This is a genomic window from Kitasatospora sp. NPDC101235 (assembly GCF_044767505.1).
In the GTDB taxonomy this organism is placed as follows: Bacteria; Actinomycetota; Actinomycetes; order Streptomycetales; family Streptomycetaceae; genus Kitasatospora.
Genome location: NZ_JBIWNZ010000029.1, coordinates 94,799 through 113,409 on the forward strand (window position 1 = coordinate 94,799; position 18,611 = coordinate 113,409).

The 18,611-nt window shown below is 71.8% G+C and carries 12 protein-coding genes and 1 pseudogene; 11 read left to right on the forward strand and 2 right to left on the reverse strand.

Going from position 1 to position 18,611, the window contains the following annotated elements:
- The first annotated feature begins 209 nt into the window (after nt 1–209).
- From ACIRRH_RS34965 to ACIRRH_RS34980, 4 genes are all read left to right on the forward strand, one after another.
- Nucleotides 210–7,484 (forward strand): LamG-like jellyroll fold domain-containing protein, encoded by a 7,275-nt coding sequence (locus ACIRRH_RS34965; RefSeq protein ID WP_403075532.1) that lies wholly within the window; start codon nt 210–212, stop codon nt 7,482–7,484.
- 381 nt (nt 7,485–7,865) lie between these two features.
- The gene (locus tag ACIRRH_RS34970) at nt 7,866–8,369 is read left to right on the forward strand and encodes a hypothetical protein (RefSeq protein WP_403075535.1); all 504 of its coding nucleotides are present in this window, start codon (nt 7,866–7,868) and stop codon (nt 8,367–8,369) included.
- A gap of 346 nt (nt 8,370–8,715) precedes the next feature.
- Complete coding sequence (locus ACIRRH_RS34975) at nt 8,716–8,958, forward strand: hypothetical protein (protein WP_403075537.1); 243 nt, start codon at nt 8,716–8,718, stop codon at nt 8,956–8,958.
- A gap of 352 nt (nt 8,959–9,310) precedes the next feature.
- On the forward strand, nt 9,311–9,910 hold the full coding sequence (locus ACIRRH_RS34980; RefSeq protein ID WP_403075540.1) for a GNAT family N-acetyltransferase: 600 nt from the start codon (nt 9,311–9,313) through the stop codon (nt 9,908–9,910).
- Between the two features lie 465 nt (nt 9,911–10,375).
- Here ACIRRH_RS34980 and ACIRRH_RS34985 read toward each other — a convergent pair whose 3' ends face one another.
- Complete coding sequence (locus ACIRRH_RS34985; protein ID WP_403075543.1) at nt 10,376–11,260, reverse strand: LysR family transcriptional regulator; 885 nt, start codon at nt 11,258–11,260, stop codon at nt 10,376–10,378.
- A 60-nt stretch (nt 11,261–11,320) separates the two neighbouring features.
- Between ACIRRH_RS34985 and ACIRRH_RS34990 the strand changes: the two genes are divergently transcribed.
- From ACIRRH_RS34990 to ACIRRH_RS35000, 3 genes are all read left to right on the forward strand, one after another.
- Nucleotides 11,321–11,683, forward strand: a complete 363-nt coding sequence (locus tag ACIRRH_RS34990) for a DoxX family protein (RefSeq protein WP_403075545.1) — start codon at nt 11,321–11,323, stop codon at nt 11,681–11,683.
- Nucleotides 11,684–12,338: 655 nt separating this feature from the next.
- On the forward strand, nt 12,339–13,181 hold the full coding sequence (locus ACIRRH_RS34995; RefSeq protein ID WP_403075548.1) for an NAD-dependent epimerase/dehydratase family protein: 843 nt from the start codon (nt 12,339–12,341) through the stop codon (nt 13,179–13,181).
- A 434-nt stretch (nt 13,182–13,615) separates the two neighbouring features.
- The gene (locus tag ACIRRH_RS35000) at nt 13,616–13,966 is read left to right on the forward strand and encodes a DUF3703 domain-containing protein (protein WP_403075551.1); all 351 of its coding nucleotides are present in this window, start codon (nt 13,616–13,618) and stop codon (nt 13,964–13,966) included.
- A 233-nt stretch (nt 13,967–14,199) separates the two neighbouring features.
- Here ACIRRH_RS35000 and ACIRRH_RS35005 read toward each other — a convergent pair.
- Nucleotides 14,200–14,562 (reverse strand): annotated as a pseudogene (locus ACIRRH_RS35005) (transposase); the annotation flags it as partial.
- A gap of 135 nt (nt 14,563–14,697) precedes the next feature.
- On the opposite strand from ACIRRH_RS35005, the gene ACIRRH_RS35010 reads away from it, so the two are divergent.
- The 4 genes from ACIRRH_RS35010 to ACIRRH_RS35025 all read left to right on the forward strand — a co-directional run bounded on the left by ACIRRH_RS35010 (nt 14,698) and on the right by ACIRRH_RS35025 (nt 18,231).
- The gene (locus ACIRRH_RS35010; RefSeq protein ID WP_403075554.1) at nt 14,698–15,234 is read left to right on the forward strand and encodes a hypothetical protein; all 537 of its coding nucleotides are present in this window, start codon (nt 14,698–14,700) and stop codon (nt 15,232–15,234) included.
- 522 nt (nt 15,235–15,756) lie between these two features.
- Nucleotides 15,757–16,167, forward strand: a complete 411-nt coding sequence (locus ACIRRH_RS35015; RefSeq protein WP_403075556.1) for an SMI1/KNR4 family protein — start codon at nt 15,757–15,759, stop codon at nt 16,165–16,167.
- 541 nt (nt 16,168–16,708) lie between these two features.
- Nucleotides 16,709–17,455 (forward strand): hypothetical protein, encoded by a 747-nt coding sequence (locus ACIRRH_RS35020; protein WP_403075558.1) that lies wholly within the window; start codon nt 16,709–16,711, stop codon nt 17,453–17,455.
- Between the two features lie 38 nt (nt 17,456–17,493).
- On the forward strand, nt 17,494–18,231 hold the full coding sequence (locus tag ACIRRH_RS35025) for a hypothetical protein (protein WP_403075561.1): 738 nt from the start codon (nt 17,494–17,496) through the stop codon (nt 18,229–18,231).
- Nucleotides 18,232–18,611 lie beyond the last annotated feature (380 nt).

Below are 18,611 nucleotides of genomic sequence, written 5' to 3' on the forward strand. Positions count from 1 at the left end.
GGTGCGGGCCCACAGGGGGTCGGCGTCCGTCGACAGGTGCGTGACACCCTCTCCGCTGTGCCCGTCTCCGATCTCCGATCTCCGATCTCTGTTCGTGTTCCGTACGCGACCGTCCGCGTGCGCGCTTCCGCCTGCGCGGAGGCCGTGCCGCGGCCGCGTGCGGACCGTGACGTCCGCCTGCGGGTGGACGTGGACCGTGGGGGGTTCAAGTGTTCGACGAAGGTTCGGTGAAGGTCTACCGGGACCGCACGTACGTGTCCACGGTGATGGTGCGCCACGGCGGCACCACGGTGGCGTTCGCGATGGACGACCAGCGGCGCGTCTACTACAGCGTCCTGGACCTGGAGCAGGCCTCGACCAAGCGCGGGCCGCTCGACGCCCGGTACTGGAACGAGGAGCCGGCGCTGGTGCCGTTCCCGGGCGAGCTGGTCGAGGTGGCCGCGCCCGGGGCCGCGGCGACGGCCGCCGCCGGGGTGCTGCGGATGCCGGTGGTGCGCACCGGTGGACGGAGCGAGGCCGACGGGGTGACGGTACCGGCGGACGAGCGGGACCCGTTCCTGTCGACGACGGCCCGGCTGAGCGCCCCGACCCCGCTGCAGGTGGTGTCGGACGGCCGCCACATCGTGCTGTTCCGGCAGTCCGTCGAGGCCGCGCACCAGGACGCGGTGTTCTACGCCCCGGGCGGCGTGGTGTCCGGGGACCGCGCCGCGGCGGCGGCCGGCACCAAGGCGAGCGCCGCCGCAGTGGTGGACCGCTCGCTGCTCTGCGACCGGTTCGTGCTGGTGGGTTCGGTACTGAAGCCCGTGGTGGAGGTGCGCTACCAGCGGTCCCGCTCGAAGACGCGCGGCGCGTCGGAGAGCGACACCCTCGGCACCCGGGACATGGAGGGCGTCGCGTTCTACGAGCCGACCACCAAGCTGTCGTTCGTCGCGCCGCTGCGCAGCGGGGAGTTCACGGCGCTGCAGCTCCCCACCGCCGTCACCGGGCGGTCCCGGTGGCAGCTGTTCGCCCTGAACAAGGACACCGGGCGGATCGAGGGCTACAACTGCGCCGAGGACGAGAACGGCCTGTTCGACGTCGCCGGTTCGGAGCTGTACACCAGCCCCGACCCGAAGTACGCCGCGTCGGTGCTCGAACGCGGGCCCGGGCTCTGCCCGTACACCAGGCGGCCCCTGATACCGGTGCCGGCCACGAGCGACCGCGCGGGCACCGCGCTGCGGCTGGACGCCGCGAAGCAGGGCTACGTGCGGCTGCCCGCCGCCCCGGCGGGCGGCGCCGCTTCCGCGGCCTGCACGGTGGAGGCCTGGGTGCGGCCGACGGCCGCCTCGGGCACGATCCTGTCGCAGGCCGCCTCGCCCTCCACCACGTTCGCGCTGGAACTGGACGCGGACCGCAAGCCGGTCGTCGACATCGCGGGCACACGGGTGGTCTCCGGCGTTCAGCTCCCGCTCTCCGCGTACACCCATGTGGCCGCCGTCTTCGACGGCCGGACCGCCGTGCTGTACGTCGACGGCGTCAAGGCCGGCAGTGCCGCGGTGACGGCCGTGCCGGATGCGCGGTCGGCCGCCGTGGTCGGCGCCAGGCTGGTCTCGGGCGCCCCGCAGTCCTGCTTCACCGGTGACATCGACGAGGTGCGGGTCTGGGAACGCGCCCGCCAGGAGGCCGAGTTCGGCGACCGGGGCCGCCGGCTGAGCGGGGTGGAGGCGGGTCTGTCCGCCTACTACCGGTTCGACGAGGGCACCGGCACGACACTCGGCGACCACACCCGGGCCCGGCGCGACGCCACGGCGCTGGGCGGCGTGGCATGGGTCGAGTCCTCCGCCCCGGTCGGTGACGGCCCCGGGCTGGCCCGGGACGTGTTCGCCTTCGCCGACCGCGCGGTGAAGACCGGGCTCACCGCCACCATGTACTTCCAGCAGGAGCCCGCCACCTCCGGCTACGGAGGCACGGCGAGCCAGGAGAAGCGCCAGAGCCGGCTCCTGCTGGCCTGCGGCACCACCGGTCCGGCTCCGGCGGGCGGCGACCCGGGCCGCAGCTACGTCGCGGCGGTGGACTTCGGCCTCACCCGGGAAGGCCGCCTGGCGGCCGTGCCGGCCGTGGTCACCCTCGCCGGGTGCGACCGGCCGAAGGCGGTCGGCGCCGACGCCGCGATCGCCGCCGCGACGGCGCGGGTGGACGCGGCACGCGCCGCGCTGGACGCCGACCGCCTGATCGCCTCCAAGATCCCGCAGTACCTCACCGACATCGATGCCTACAACGCTGCGAGGGCCCGCGGCGAGGTGTGGACCTATTTCCGCGACATGAGCTGGACGGCCCAGGCGCTCAAGGACGCGCAGCCCGCCCAACAGCGGCTGGGCGCCCGGCAGGCGGCCCTCGCCGCTGCCGAGGACACCCTGGCGACGCTGTCGGGCGGCACCGCGGGCGGCGGGGACACCGTGGTGGAGATGCCACTGGTGTCGACCGACCGGCAGGGCCTGACGGTGTTCGGCGGCCTGCTCGCGTTCGCCTGGACCGAGGAGACGCCGTCCCTCCTGGACTCCTCCACCGGCGACCTGGTGCTGTACTTCCGGGGCGGCTCGGGGCAGTTCTTCAGCGTCTACTACGCGACGCTGGTCTCCCGGGCCACTCGCTCCGCCAAGGTCGGCAACGGCACGGTGCAGTTCGTCGCCCGCGACACCGCCACCCGGCTGAAGGACTTCACCGTCGTGGTCGCCCCCGACTCCGTCGCGGACCGCTGCGTGGTCACGGTCACCTGCGGGCCGCGCACCGAGACCTTCCGGAGCGTGCCGCGCGCGGCCGCGTCCCTTGCCGCGGTCCTGAACGGCAACCTCCCGCCCGGGACGCCGCTGGGCAGTGTGCGGTCCGTGAGCGGCCGGACGGTCGAGCTCGCCGTGCCGCTGGCCGAGGCGCTGGCCGCCGGCAGCCGGGTGTCGGTGGACGGCCGGGTCCGGCAGGTCGACGCGGCCGTCCCGGCCGGCGCCAAGTCGTTCACGGTGACCGGCGGCGCGGTGGCCTCCGCGGTGGGCGCGGCCGTCTCCAGGATGCTCTACGACTACGCCGACGCGACGTGCTCGGTGGCCGGCGTCGACCTGTCCCGCGGCTCGCAGATCGTGTCGGTCTCCCGCTTCGACGCCGCCGAGGCGGTGCCGGACGGGACGGCGGCCGATCAGGGCGACGGCGTAGGGCCGCACTGGCGCGGGCACGCGCCGGGCCGCGCCCCGGCGTTCGACGGCAGCAGCCAGTACCTGCTCGCCTCGGACACCGCGGACTTCGCCGTGGACCGCGGTCTGACGCTGGAGGCCTGGGTCAACCCCACCGCCACCGGCGCCGACCACTCCCAGCAGGTGGACCACGGCGTGCTGCACGCCGCGGCGCCCGCCGTCCCCTACGGCCTGTCCCTGCGCAGTTCGCGGATGTTCCAGGGCATCGAGCTGCTGTCCTCCAACACGGTCGACTTCGGCGATCGGCTGTCCCTGGGCGGACGGGACTTCACCATCGAGATGTGGCTCCTCGGGAGCACGTCCCCGGGCATGGCACAGCGGCTGTTCACGAGCGGCGACCTCGGCCTCGAACTCACGCCCGACGGCACGCTCGGGATCACCGTCCGCGGCTACACGGTGGTGAGCGTTCCCTCGACCGACAACCGGCTCACCGGATCCTGGCAGCACTGGACGCTCGGCTACACGAGCGCCACCGGCAAGTTCCAGATGCACTGCGACGGGAACCCGGTGCAGCTGTACGACGGCCGCTGGGACGGCTCGGGACTGCCGATGCGCTACGACAGCGATCCGGGGAAGCCGACCCGGCTCAGCGGAATCGCCATGGCCGCTGTCAGCTTCGACGACATCCGCGTCTGGGACACCGTGCGGAGCGCCGAACAGATCAAGGCGGGCATGTGGCGACGGCTGCGCGGTCACGAGTCGGGCCTGCTCGCCTACTGGCAGTTCGACGACGGCCTGTTGACCGACCGCTCGGGCAACGGGCACGACGGAACGCTCACCGGCACCTACCAGAGCAAGATCTCACCCCTGGTCGGGCACCGCGCGGTGGCACGAGTCGGCGCGCAGACCTTCACCACCAAGGACCCGAACCCGTACGGCGACTGGACGCACGTCGCGTTCGCGTTCAAGCAGCAGTGGGCGATGGCGACGGACGGCGGCCACCTGGACGCCGGCGGGCCGGACGGGCTGGACCTGACCGCCGACCTGACGATCGAGGCCGGCGTCCGGATCGACCGCCTGGGCACGGTGCACGGCCTGATCGGCAAGGGCGTGCTCGGCGGAGGCCGTGCGGACTCCGCGGTACCGTACGCGCTGTACGTACGGGCCGACGGCGAGGTCGCCTTCGCCTTCGAACCCGCCGACGGCCGGCAGGGGGTTCGGGAGTACCGCTCGGGGCTGACCCTGAAACCCGGCACCTTCGCCCGCGTCGCGGTCACCCGCAAGCACCCCGCCGACGCCAAGGGCGCCGTCGCGATCCAGTTCCACGTCGGCGACGCGACGTCCATGACGGTGTCCAGCACGTTCACCTTCGACGGCCCCGTCCCCGTCGGCAACGACGGGAGCTGCGAACTCGGGCTGGTCCGTAACGGCCGCGCCATGAACCGGCTGCGCGGCTGCCTGACGGACGTACGGATCTGGAAGATCGCCCGGGAGGGCAAGCAGATCGGCGCACCGATCGCCGCGGACACGCCCGGGCTGGTCGCCTGGTGGAACTTCCCCGAGAAGGAGGGACCGGTCACCGCCGACGCGTGCAACACCTACCCGGCCAAGCTCGGCGGCGCCCGCCGGGTGCGCACCCCCGACCCGAAGGGCAACCAGGCAACCTTCTACGTCAACGGCGTCCCGGAGACGGCGGAGGTCGCACCGACCCCCGCTCAGCCCGGCGACCCGACGCGGACGGCGGTCGGCGGCCGGTGGACCGGCGGTGCGCTGACCGAGGCGTTCGCCGGCACCCTCGACGAGGTCCGCGTCTGGCGGACCTGCCGCACCCGGGAGCAGATCCTCGACAACATGTTCGGCCGGCTGCACGGCGAGCTGAACGACCTGGTGGCCTACTACCCCTTCGACGGCGCCTCCACCACCCCCGGCGCCAACGCCAAGGACCACGGACCCCGGCGCAACGACCTCACCCCCTCGCCCACCCCGCCGCGGAACGTGGTCTCCAGCGCGCCGATCTCCGCCGACACCGCGGAAGTCCGCTCCGCCCTGACCGGCATCGCCACCACCTTCAACACCCTGATCGGCACCACACCCACCGCCTCCGAGTACGGCGACCTCCAGAGCGACGCCAACGGCCACCCGTTCGGGGTGATGAAGCGCGCCTACGGCTACGTCCGCAACAACCGCTGGTACCTGCGCACCGGATACAAGATCGGCGAACTGGCCACCACCTGGGTCGGGCAGGCCCAGTTCCAGCCGCAGCTGATCGGCTTCCTCGAAGGCGCGCCGCCCATGCCGTCCGAGAACCTGGTGTGGGGCACGGCCGACGACTACGCCGAGAAGTCCTCGGTGTCCTTCGTGCGGGCGGACTCCGTCTCCGACTCCCTCTCCCACGACGAGAAGCGCAGCTTCAACGCGTCCGCCGAGGCGAAGATCGGCGGCTCGCTCACCTTCGAGAGCCAGATCATCACCGCCCCCCTCGGCATCGGCACCTCCTCGCCCGTCATGAAGTTCACCGGCGACCTCTACGTGTCCGGCAAGATCGAGCACTCGAACAGCTGGGCCAACAACGTCCAGGTCACCCAGAGCACCGGGACCACCCGCACCAGCAAGGTCGCCCTCACCGGGAACTGGGAGGAGGACGCCGCCAGCGGGCAGGTCAACCCGGCCGCCGGACGTCGGTGGGTACCCGCCAACGCCGGCTTCGCCGTCGTGCAGTCTGCCACCGCCGACGTGTACGCGCTGCGCCTGGCGCACAGCGGCGTGCTGGTCGCCTACCGGATGGTCCCCAACGCCGACATCCCCCGCGACTGGAACATCATCGCCTTCCCCATCAACCCCAAGTACACCAAGCAGGGCACCCTCGACGGCGTCGTCGGATACGCCCCCAAGGGCACGTCCGGCGCCCTCCAGCCGTTCGCGGACCCCGCGTTCCCGACCGCGGGCGACGGCGGCGAGTACAGCTACTACCGACCTCGCGAGGCCTACGCCCTCAAGCGACGCATCCGGCGCGAGGAACAGCAGCTCCAGACCTTCTACGAATCGGTCTCGACCCTCGGCTACACCGCCGCCTTCGGTTCCAACCCGGTCCGTGACCAGGCCACCCGCGTCGTGGGCGGGATGCTCGGCCACTCCGGCGCAGCCGGTCTGGGCGCCGCCGACTCGGATCCCGCGACGGCCCGCAAGGCCGCCAAGGACGCCGCCCGCCGCCATCTGGTCAACACCTACGTGTGGACCGCCGCCGGCGGGCTGTTCACCGAGACGACGTCCACCACCGACCAGGTCACGGAGGTCACCGCCGGCGACTTCAGCCTCAGCGGCAGCCTCACCGTCGGCGGCGGCTTCAAGTTCGACGGCGGCTCGGTCGGCGTGGAGATCAGCGGCAGCGTCACGGTGGGTGGCGGGTATGCCGTCACCCGCAGCAAGACCAAGGAGGCCTCCCGCACCTTCAGCCTGGAGGTGTCCGCCGAACCCGGACGCAACTTGCAGAAGTCGGAGAACGGCAAGCCGGTGTTCGGCGCCGACCGCAGCCCCGTCCTGGTGCCGGGCCGCGTCGACGCCTACCGGTTCATGACCTTCTACCTCGACAGCTCCGCCGACAACTACGAGGACTTCTACGGCAAGGTCATCGACCCCGAATGGCTGGAGCGCGACACCGGCGCCGCCGCGCGCGCCCTGCGCGAGACCCGACAGGACGTCAGCAAGCCCCCGTGCTGGCGGGTGCTTCACCGCGTCACCTACGTCAGCCGCGTCCTCGACACCGCCACCACCACGCCCTCCCTCGCACAGGCGCTCGGCTCGCTCGGCATCACCAGCGACTACCAGCTGATGCGCCAGCTCGAACCGCACCTGATCCGGGCCACCGGCAGCACCGCCGCCCTGACCACCGCCACCAAGGACGTGATCGCCACCCGCTTCCCGACCCTGGTGCCCTACACCGACACCATCACCGCCCGCGTCACCGCCTACTACAACCTCGACGCCGGCACCCCCGCGCTGCCCGCCCCCGCCGGCCCGGCCACCCCTGCCACCACGCCCACCCTGACCACCACCACCCCGACCGTCGCCGCCGGGGCCGACCTCACCTTCTCGTACTCCACCCCGGCCGCGACCCTCGCCGCCAAGAACTGGATCGGCCTCTACCGCGCGGGCACCGGTCCGGGCAACGGCGATGCCGTCGCCTGGAAGTACGCGCCCGACGCCGCCGGCACCGTCACGATCCCGGCCACCGGCCCGTTCACCGCCGGCACCTACACGGCCTGGTACCTCCACAACGACGGCTACACCCCGCTCGCCAACCCCGCCACCATCACCGTCACCTGACCCTGCCAGGGGGCGGCCCCGGAGCAGCTCCGAGGCCGCCCCCGCCCGGTCGACCCCCCGGGGGGGGGGGGGGGGGGCGGGCCCCGGGGGGGCGCGGCGCCGGCGCGAAGCAGACCACGCCCCCCGCCCCCCCCCCGCGGCCGGCCGGCCCCCCCCCCCCCCCCCGCCCCCCCCGCGGCGGGGGGCGCCCCCGCCCCCCCCCCCCCCCCCCCCCCCGCCCCCCGCCCCCGGGGGGGCCCCCCGCCCCCCCCCCCCCCCCCACGGCGGTCGCTCTTCGAAAGCCCTCCGGTCCCCCGCTCCGAAGGCCTGGGGCGCCGACCAGCACGCCCGGCCGAACGGCGGACCCCGGCCCCTCACGATCAGTAGAGACGAGTACTACCGGTGCGCGAAGACGGCCGGCAAACCCGCGTGCAAGGGCCAGTCCGTCAAGGCGAGCGCGTCACCGCCGCGATCGCCGCCCTGGTGGAGCGATTGGCCGGGCTGGCGATGACGGTGCGCAGGTTCATCCCCGGCGAGGACCACACCGAACAGCTCAACCACGTTACCCAGGCCATGAAGGATCTCCGGGAGGAGAAACGCCGCAACCTGTTCGACTACCCCGGCGGTGACGAGGAGTACTCCGAGGCTCTCGAAGTCCTCGTCGACGAACGCCGCCGCCTCGCCGCCCTCCCGCAACGCCCCTCCGCCTGGGTCGAAGTCGAGACCGGCCAGACCTTCGCCGACGCCTGGACCCAAGCCGACCAGGAAAGGCGCCGCCAGCTCCTCCTCGGCTTCAAGGCCCGCCTCTACATGACACCCACCATCGAAGGCTGGTACCTACCCGCCGAACTCCAAGCGCGCGTGGGACAGCTGGAGTGCGCTGGACACTCGGCGCAGGTCGGATGATCCGAGGTCGGTGTGGGTGCGAAGCCGGCCGACCGACGGCAGGACGCTCCCAATCTGGTGCCGCGCGAAGGAGCACCCCCGCGGACGCGGGACCGTCCGCCCGGGAACGCGGCCTTGGCCTCCGACGACATCCTGCTGCCCTCCACGCCGAGTTTCAGTGATCACGAGATGGCGGTGCGTCACCGCGATGGCAGTCGATACCGACAGCACCGCCCGCCGGCCGTAGCGAACAAGGGGCGCCCGGAGCGCCGCCGCGCTCCACACTGGATGGCTGACCGCCAAGGCCGGTGGGTAGGGCTGGGGACTGGCCCGGATCCGCCGGACGTTGCCAGGAGGGGACACCTTCGTGAACTTCGGTCGCAACAATGCCGCGCAGTCCGAGCCGGGTGCCGAGCCGCAGGGCTTGCTCACCACGGCCCCGCGCCTGGGTGGGGCCCGGGCGTTTCAGGGCGCTGAGCTGATCGGGCGCTTCGCCGTGCTGTGCTGGGACACCGCAGTCGGTCGGGTCGCCATGGGCTACGCGCTCGCCCCGGCCTACTCCTGCTCCCAGGCCTCGCCGACGCGGTCACCGAGGCGGCCGGGCAGCTGAGCGAGTCCGCTTGAACCCCAGCTTCACCGCGCTTGCCGACCTGCGGCTGCCCGTCTGCGAGCGGGCCGGGCAGATGCGGCGCACAGGTATCCCGCGCGATCGCCGCCCGTGGTGGCGGCCTGAGCGGCTCCCTGCTGGTCGGGGTCGCGTTCACCGCCGCCGCGCTCGCGACGGCTGCCGTGTGGGATGCCGCGGTACGGGATGTCGGGGCGCGGGATCCGGAACCAGCCGTACCGGGCCATCGGTAAGGACTGTTAGCGTAAGGACCTCACCGCCCCTTCGCCGCCTACGGCCGTACCGGCACCATGGCGGCGCCGGGATCCGTCGACCGACCCAACCGCTTGGAGAGAGCATGACGCAGCGTCAGGACCTCATCGCCGTCCGCCCGATCATCGAGGCCGATGTCCCCACCGCGGTCGACACCCTCACCCGGGCCTTTGCCGACTATCCCTTCACCCGGTACGTGCTCGCCGCCGACGGCCACGAGGAGCGGATCCGGCGTTTCCAGGAGCTGTGCCTGACCCGCATAGGCATGGTGTACGGACGCACGTGGGTCGCCGACGGGGGCCTCGCCGTCGCCGCCTGGACCACCCCCGAGCAGGACCCCTCGCCCGCCTTCGCCGAGCTCGGCCCGCTGTTCGGCGAGCTCGCCGGGGACCGCGCGGACGCCTTCGAGGCCGCGGAGGAGGTCGTCGAGCCTCACCGGCCGCAGGAGCCGGTGTGGTTCCTCAACACGGTCGGCGTCGCCCCCGAAGCCCAGGGGCGGGGCCTCGGCGCCGCGGTGCTGGCCCCCGGCATCGAGGCGGCCGCCCGGGCGGGGTACCCGGCCTTCCTGGAGACCTCCACCGAGTCCAACGTCGCGTTCTACCGGCGCCTCGGCTTCGAGGTCAGCGCCGAGGTCCCGCTCGAGGGCGGCCCCTACACCTGGTGCATGCGCCGGGACCCGCGCTGAGCGCGGGCCTCGGAACCCCCTGAACGCGGCCACCGCCCCGCGCCGCGCGGGGCGGTGGCCGCGTTCAGGGGCGCGGGTGGCGCAGGGGGACGGCGGCGCGGACGGTGTTGGCCTGGTGGGTGGCCTGGTGGGCGACGGGCAGCCAGGCGGGACGGAAGCGCTGCTGGTACTGGGTGCATCAGTCCCGTCAGGAGCTCGCCGAGCCGGGTGGCCTGGGGCAGGGCGGTGGCGCCGGCGGCGCGGACGGCGCGGCGCAGCAGGGGAGGCGGAGCGTACCGGGATGCGGTGGGCCCACAGGTCGACGTCGGTGAGGCGGGAGCGGGTGATCAGGGTGCGCAGCAGGTCCTGCACATGGGCCTCGGGGTCCCATTCGTCGGCGAGTTGGTGCAAGGCGGCCGACGGGGTGCGGGCAACTTCAGCAGCTTGCCGTCCGCCGGCGGCCTCGGCATCCGGGAGGACCCTCCGTCAGCAGTTCCGGCTCAACCGCCGCGCGATGGCCTCCAGGAGCTCGTCCAGGGCAGCCTCGCGCGTTCGCCCCCGGGGCCGGGCCAGCCCCACTCGGCTGGGTGAGACGCCGCGGACGGGACGGAACACCACGTCCGGGTGGGCGTAGAAGCGGGCCGCCGACGCCGGGGCCAGTGCCACGCAGCCGCCGGCCACTGCTCCGAGCCATTCGTCGGGCCGGCTGGTGACAGCACCGACCCGGACGGAGTGTCCTTCCCGTTCGTCCGCTGCCAGCCAGTGCTCTCTCCAGGCTCCGGTCTCGGCTCCGGCCGCGACGAACGGCTCGTCCCACAGCTCCCGGAACTCCACCGTCTTGCTGCTCGCCAGCGGATGCCGGGCCGGCAGCAGCACCCCGCGCTCCTCAGCGAACAACTCCCGCACGTTCAGCCGCTCCTGCCCGGGAAACGGCAGACGTACCACCGCCGCATCCACCTCGCCCCGGGCCAGGCCGGCGGTCGGGTCCGACCAGTCGAACTGGCGCAGTTCCACGCGCCACTGCGGCTGCGCTTGGCGGAACTCGGCGATGACCTCGGGGGCGGCGCCCAAGGCGCCCGCGTCCAGGAAGCCCAGGCGCAGCACTCGTGCCGCCCGGCCGGTTGCCCGGACCGCCTCGTCCCAGCCGTCCAGCAGCGTGGGCACCCGCGCTGCGAGTTCCCGGCCGGCCTCGGTCAGCGCCATCCCGGACCGCGAACGCACGAAGAGCCGTACCCCGAGATCGTCTTCCAAGCGCCGGATCTGCTTGGTCAGCGCGGGCTGCGAGACGAACAGCTTCTGCGCCGCCCCGGTCAGGCTGCCCTCCGCCGCCACTGCGGCGAAGTACCGAAGCAGGCGAGTGTCCACATCCATGCCACCAGGTTATAGAAGAAGGTATTGGACGGTGCGGAGGCGTCCGGGGAGTCTGAAGGCATGACCGGTACCCATGTCGCACTCCTCGTTGTCACCCTGTTCACTGCTGCCATCGACATCGGTATCGCCGCCGCCGATCTCGCCGGAGCGCGTTTCGTGCTGGCCAACTCGGCAGAGGTGGGGGTGCCCCGATCCTGGCTGCCCTGGCTGGGCGCCCTCAAGCTGGCCGGTGCGGCAGGCCTCCTCCTCGGTCTCAGCGATGCCCTGCGCCCCCTCGGCGCCGCCGCGGCCTGCGGTCTCGTCCTGCTCTACCTGGGCGCGCTCGTCTTCCACCTGCGCGCCCGTGTTCTCTACAACCTCGCGTTTCCCGGTTTCTTCTTCGCCGTCGCCGTCGCCTCGCTGGCCCTGACCGTGTCCTTCTGACGCCGGCACCGCCCAACCTTTGATGAGAACACCCCTTCGCGGCGACAGGTCATCCCACTGTCCCGTCCCGGCCAGGGCCGGGCGTGTGCCATCGAACGCTGGTCGTCACGCGGGACCGAGCCGCTGCGGAGGCACGTCGGCCTGCGGCTGTCGTGGCACGACGCCGTCGCAGGCCAGGGCGTCGAGCGTGGGGGAGTGGCGTGGCGGCGAGCAGCGTGGTGCCGCCGACCAGCCCCGCGACACCGATGAACAGGCACGCGGCCCCGCCTCCCGCGCACTGACCCGCGACCGGCCGACGGCTCGGCACTGACGCCGGGTTGGCGGCCACAGGCGTACGGCCGGCAGGCCGCACACCCCGGGCGGGTCCACAAGAGCCCGCCTCACCTGCCCCACGCCGCAAGGACAGCCGACAGGACCGCCCCGCCGGCGGCGTTCGACCCCGTCAGGCCGGCGTCGCCCGGGTCTGCGCCGACGACACCAACCCCCGTGGCCCAGGGCACTATCCACTGCTGCCCGGACAGACCGCGGCCCAAGAAGACCACCACTTGATCACACAGCCGAACGCGTCGAGGACGACGCCGGCCCGGATGGCACACGGAGCCCCCCGGAGGGCGCAGCAGCGTCCCCACCCACCCTCGGAGAGAGGACGACCGGCATGACCCGCCTTCACCCCCCGACCCGGCACGGACGCTGGGCGATGACTGGCGCGGCTGGCAACGTGGGGCGCCACCTGCGCGGCGCGCTCGCACAGCGCTTCGAGCACCTACTGCTCCTGGACACCGCCGAGATCCCCGACTGCGCGCCGCACGAGAGCGCGGTCCGGGCGGACCTGCGGGAATTCGCGCTGCTCAGAGAGGTTCTTACCGATCTGGACGGGATCATTCACCTCGGCGGAATCCCCGATGAGGCCGACTTCCACGACCTCGTGGACGTGAACATCACCGGTTCGTTCCACGTCCTGGAGTCCGCCCGGATCAACCGCGTGCCCCGCATGGTGTACGCGAGCAGCAACCGCGCGACCGGCTTCTACCCCACGACCCAGTCGGTGACCCCCGACCTGCCGGTGCGACCGGACGGGCTCTACGGGGTGAGCAAAGCGGCAGTCGAGGCACTCGGACGCCTGTACGCGGACAAGTTCGGCCTCCAGGTCGCCTGCCTGCGCATCGGCAGTTTCGAACCGGCCCCCTCGACACCGCGGAAGCTGGCCACCTGGCTCAGCCCGGACGACTGCACCCGGGCCTTCCGTGCGGCGCTCGACGCCGACTACGGGTTCGTCACCTTCTACGCGGTCTCGGACAACCGCGGCCGCTGGTGGGACCTGGAGGCCGGACGGGCGATCGGGTTCGATCCGCGCGGCAACGCCGCCGAAGCCGGCGCACACATCGCTGGAAGCCCCACCGAGCCTCAAGGAGGTGACTTCGCGTCTCCCTGCTACACCCTGAGCCGGCAGCGCCACCTGAGCAACGTCCCGACCGGAACGGAGAGTTCACAGCCGTAACCAGCCACCCTGGGACGGTCCGGCATCATCCGAGCGCGGCGATCATCGCCATGCAGCGGGCACCGGCCGGGACCCTCGCTCCAGAACCCGGGCAGGTGCAGCCCGCGGTCCGCCAACGCCCGGCCCTGAGCGGAGGCACAGGCGGCGAGAACCCGATCCAACAGTTCTCCCGCCCTCACCGAACTCGCCTCGCCCCCACAGGAAGCCTCTCGGCCACTTGGAGCCTCAGCCCCTCCCGGACACGCCGGCCCTTGACCCCCGCCCCCCTTGTGGATGCCACAAGCCTCCGGTGACACCGCAGCCAGCCGCCTAGCCCTACGACACCAGCGGGCAGGGGCATCGGCGAAGGTCTGTCACCGCACTGATACGCGCCCCCTTCCACAACCCAAGAAATCCTGAACCACTGGAGGTCCGCAGTGTCCCGCCGTACTCCCATGCCACCCGCCCTGCTCGAAGCGTTCGACGCCGAGATGGCCGCAGCCCTGACCCCAGGACCCACGGCGCAGCGATGGAGGGCCGTGGAGCGGGCCCACATCCTGTCCCAGCCCTACCCGTGGCCTCACACCCGCACCCACGGCGTGATGTTCCGCCTCGCCCTCCGCGACCGCGACGTGTGGGAGATGCTCGGCCAAGTGGTACGCCTGGTCGTCGCCGCGCCCGGTTCCGCGGCCGGGAACTACCCGGACGGCAATACCGGCCGCACCCGGGTCGGGCTGACCACCCCCATGCCGATCCCCGACGACCTCGCCGCCCTACTCCGCGACGCCGGCGCGCTGCGACCATAGGCCCCACCGTCAACACCCGGCGCTGTCAGAGAGCTTGAAATACGCGAAGGTCGACGAGCCCGTGCTGGTCGCCGCCGACGAGATGGCGACCGTCGGGCGAACGCCTCGCTCACGACTGCCGCGGCCTGTGCGACGCGAGTCGATCGCCTCCACCCCTACCTGGTGGCGCACTATGAACCACCAGCCCGGTGATCTGCCTGGCTGGGACGGTCCTCCTCGCTGACATTCCCCTCGGACCGTGCCCGGCGGATCGCGGCCAACGCCCGGGGACCGGCCGCGGCAAGCGTGTCGACCAGCCGGGAAACGGTCGGGTCGGAGGCAACCGGCCCGAACACTTCCGGTTCGGTCCGCAGTACCGCGACATCGGCCAGGCAGTCTCCGCCCAACGCGACCGCCAGCGCCACATCCAGCAGGATCTTGCCCGGGTCGTGGACCGCCCGCGGCTTGCGCCAGGGGGCCAGCGCCGAGGACATCGAAGCCGCCAGACCGCTCCTGCGGACCGTCTCCACCAACAGGACCGCCCCGGCCTGCGAGACGACACCGCGGCCGCTGCCCTCGACGAGGACCCGAGGGTAGGACCCGATAGACTTACTCACCTGGGAAGTGCCTCCGACGGACGCGGGAACAAGGGCCTAGACAATCCTTATTCTCGCTGGTCAGAGGCACTTTCTGCTGTTCTGATCACCTGTCGGACAGCCCGCTCCGTGAAAGCGCGAGGCTAGACTCCGACGATGATCGAGATCCTCGAAAACCTGGACCTGCTGTCCCGGCCGAACCTCGACCTCGCCAGTGTCGAGGTGAACGGCATCGCCCTGGGTGCGCCGGCCGCCGTCATTCCGCGGCCGCGTATTGTGGGCGGCTTGTCCTCCGTCATCGCCCGGTACCGCGGTGGGACCACCATCGAAAGCGAGTACTACGACGCTGATGGACGGAGGCTGACGCTGGACGAGGTCATCGAAGACGTTCTTCGGTCGGACGGATTCCTCTACGGCGCGGACAAGATCAACTATAAAGTGCGCGCTGGAGCAGTGGTCGGCTTCGCGATCAGCGGCCCGCATCTGTCCCACTTCGGGCACTTGACCTCGTTCGAGGAGTTCCTGACTGCGTTCGGCTCGCCTGATCGAATACACGAGAATGAGGCATATGGCGACCTCATGAGCTACGAGACCTATTACTGGGGCGCTCGGAAGCATGTGACGTGGGACGCCTGGGAGGACCGGGTGAGCTTTATCAACTTGGGCGACTTCGAGGGGAACAGCGGCCCCTGACCGCACAACTTGAAATTAGATCCTCACCCCCTGGACCGGCCACGGATCACCCACGCGGTCCGCTGACGAAGCCTCGGCTCCGTCTGAGCGGTGCAGTTGGCCAGGCGGGCCAACTGCACCGCTCAGTCACAACGGGGTCGCGGTTCGTTCACCCTGGGTGGCGATCAGGCTGATCAGCACCAGCTCGGCACCGTCCAGATCAGCAGCGTGCAGCTAGGTTGCGCGGATCACCCACCGTGAGCCTCGACCGCGCTCAGCCGCGAATACGGGACACCTGAACATGCGAGCTCACCAGTCAAGCCACCCCTCCACCTGGCCGCCTGTTCTGTCCCGGCGTAGGTTGCCAGTGTCCCAGCGCGTCTTGTCCGCTTCGCAGCTCGTCCCAGCCGCGGTTGTCGTTCCGGTGACGAAGCCAGGGGTGGCGTCCCACACCGTGTTGTTGCTGAGCGCAGTTCGTCCCGCGTGAGCTTGTCGGCCGGGATGACTACGCTTCCGGATCATGTGGAGACAAGTAGCCCGTGCGTGTTCCCCGACGCCGGTTTCAGGGAGCCCACCGACGAGTCGGTCCTGGTCGAGGCGGAGCGGAAGCTCGGGGAAGAGCTGCCGGTCGGGCTCAAGCAGCTTCTGCTTGAGAGCAACGGGATCGTCGGGCAGACCAGCGTGGACACGGTCTGGACCATCGAGCAGATCGTCGAGCAGAACCTCTACTTCCGCTCGGACAGTTCCTTCGCCCAGCTGTACATGCCGTTCGACGCGCTCCTGTTCTTCGGAGACAACGGCGGCGGCGACCAGTTCGCTTTCGTGCAGACGCCACGGAGGCCGGACATCTTCGTCTGGGAGCACGAGACCGACAGCCGCCGCTGGGTTGCCCGCGACCTCCGGGACTACCTCGGACGCTCACTCACCGATGGCGGAGACGACTGGTACCAGTAGCCCTCCACCGAGCTGAGGCATTGGCGGCCCAGCCCATGTTCCCTCTCCGGGGCGGTTTGAGGGTTCGCCAGCTCCCGGTCCGGCAAGAGGCTGCCCGCCCCAGCCCCACCCCCGCAGTTCGCGCCCCGCAGACAACCTAGAACGGGACAACCTCGCTCAAAGCGCCATGGAGGGCAACATCTTCCGGGACACCAACCACGGTCGTGTCCCACCCGCCTTGCCTATCCGCAGGTCAGCGACACCCCCCGCCGACAACCCAAAGCGGGACGGGACAATCGTCCCGGCAGCGTGCAACGGCGACCGTCGCGCCTACACCCTCACCAAGCAGGCCGCGGCTGCCGCAACGGTTACCGTCGGCCGCTGACCCGGCCGTACTCCGAGCGCGAAGGTCCCTGGGTGGGCCTCAGGGTGTTCAACGCCCCGGCCCGCGTCCGGATAGCTGGCCGGGTCGTTGATCACTCTGTAGAAGGTGCTCTACGGGCTGAGGGTTGCGCAGGGCCCGGCCGGAGAACCAGCAACGAATGAGGGAGAGGAGCGTCGCGTGAGCGACACCACGACGGGAGCGGCCTGGTTGCCGCTGCTGGAGGACCTGGGCGAGGCGTTCAACGGTTGCCGGGTCGATGATGTGGCCGCCGCCTCGGCGGGCCCGGAAGCCACGGCCTGGCTCGCGGCCTCGGCTGTGACCAGTGCCGATGCGCTGGCCAAGGCATTGACCTCCCCTTGGTCCCTCCACACCCCCGAGCAGGCGGGAGCCGTCGCCGCAGCCCTCGTCTCGATCGAGGATCACATTGCTCGGGCGAAGAGCCGGCTCCTCGACGTGCTCGCCGCCATGGAGGACCGCGGCGACATCGCCGACCTCGACCGGGCGTACGACGACCCGGACGCGCCGTTGGCCATCGCCGCAGACCTGTTCAAGCTGAAGCCCTCCCCGCAGGCGGCCGACCGGCTGTTCACCAAGCTGTCCTCGGTGCCGGCGTGCCGTCCGATGCCCAGGACCTTCGCCGAAGCGCTCCACCAGGCCGCCGCTCACCTCACCGACCTCGTGGCCCCGGGCAGCGCCATCGAGATCCACGAGGAAGCCGGCCACCCCGAGCACCAGGGCTTCCTCCAGCTCCGGCACAACGGAAAGCCCTGGCGGCTGGGCTTCTACGACGGGGAGTGGTTCCTCGACGACTACCCGGCCGAGCCCGCCGCGTACGTGCTGGTGGGGGACTACTCCCTGGTTGCGTCGCACCCCCTCAAGCTCGCCGAAGCGACCCGCGCCGCCCTGGCCAACCTCGAACCGTAGCCGTCCGGCCTCACAGCACCGCCCGGCAAGGAGTCGTAGTGCACGCAGACCTGGACATCAACGGCCAGCCGATCGACAACATCCGGCTGCTCTACGGCGGCTTCCACGACGACTGGCCTCCCGAGCGTGAGCACCAGCCGGGCTGGGGCGCCTTCGTCGAAGTGCCTGCCGTCCTGGAGATCCTGGACCGGGTCGCAGCCGGCCAACTGGACGCCAACCGAGCCCGGTGGCTGCTCGCCAATCTCGGAGAACGTGCCATCCGATTCCGCGACCCGCACGGCTGTGGCGGCAAGGGATGCGTGGACGGCAACCACTGCCGCGGCGAATCCAAGGAGAGCCGGCTCCGGGAGGTGCTGCGCCGTGAGCGCGTCGACGCTGCTCTCGCCGTCGAACCTGCGGACCCGCCAGCCGTCCACCCGTGCGTCCCCTGCGCGGACTGCTCGGCCTGCTCCTGCTACGACGGCTCTCTCGGGCGCTGCCAGCGTTGCCGGTTGCGCTACGCCGCCCGGGCCCGTGCCCACCAGGACGTTGGGCGCTGGAAGGCCGGTCTCGCCGCCGGCCGCACCTATGCCCGTACCGAGCGTCGCCTGCACCGGTGGGACTGTCCCACCCTCGGGAACGCCGACGACCGCCTTGCCGAGTTCGAAGAACTCCTCGAAGCCACTGGCAGGATGGCCGACTGGACCACCCTGCCCGAGCTCTACAGCGCGGACGAGCTCCGGCGTCGCGGTGTGCAGACCCAGCGCTGCGCAACCTGCGGCCCCGACCCGCTGTAGCGCCGGGCGCCTCACCCACGCGCATAGGCCGCCAACTACCTGGCGGGCCCCTTCGCGTTACCAAAGCGGGTAACGCATTTGTCCCGTGGCGGGTACAGAATCGCGGCCTTGCCCACCGGTCCGGTCTGGCCCTGCGCCTGGGCATCAGCCCCGGGATAGTGAAGTTCGAGGGCTCCCGGCCGATGGCCGAGATCACCGAGCTGCTCGCCGAGGCGAACCCGGGCCGCCACATGAAGGCTGGCGGCGTCGTCTCCGCTGACGAGTAGTCCCCGGCGGGCCGCCCCCCCCCCCCCGGGGGGCGCCCCCCCCCCCCCCCCCCCCCGGGGCGCCCCCCCCGGGGGGGGGGGGGGGGGGCCCGGGGGGGGGGGGGGGGCGCCCGG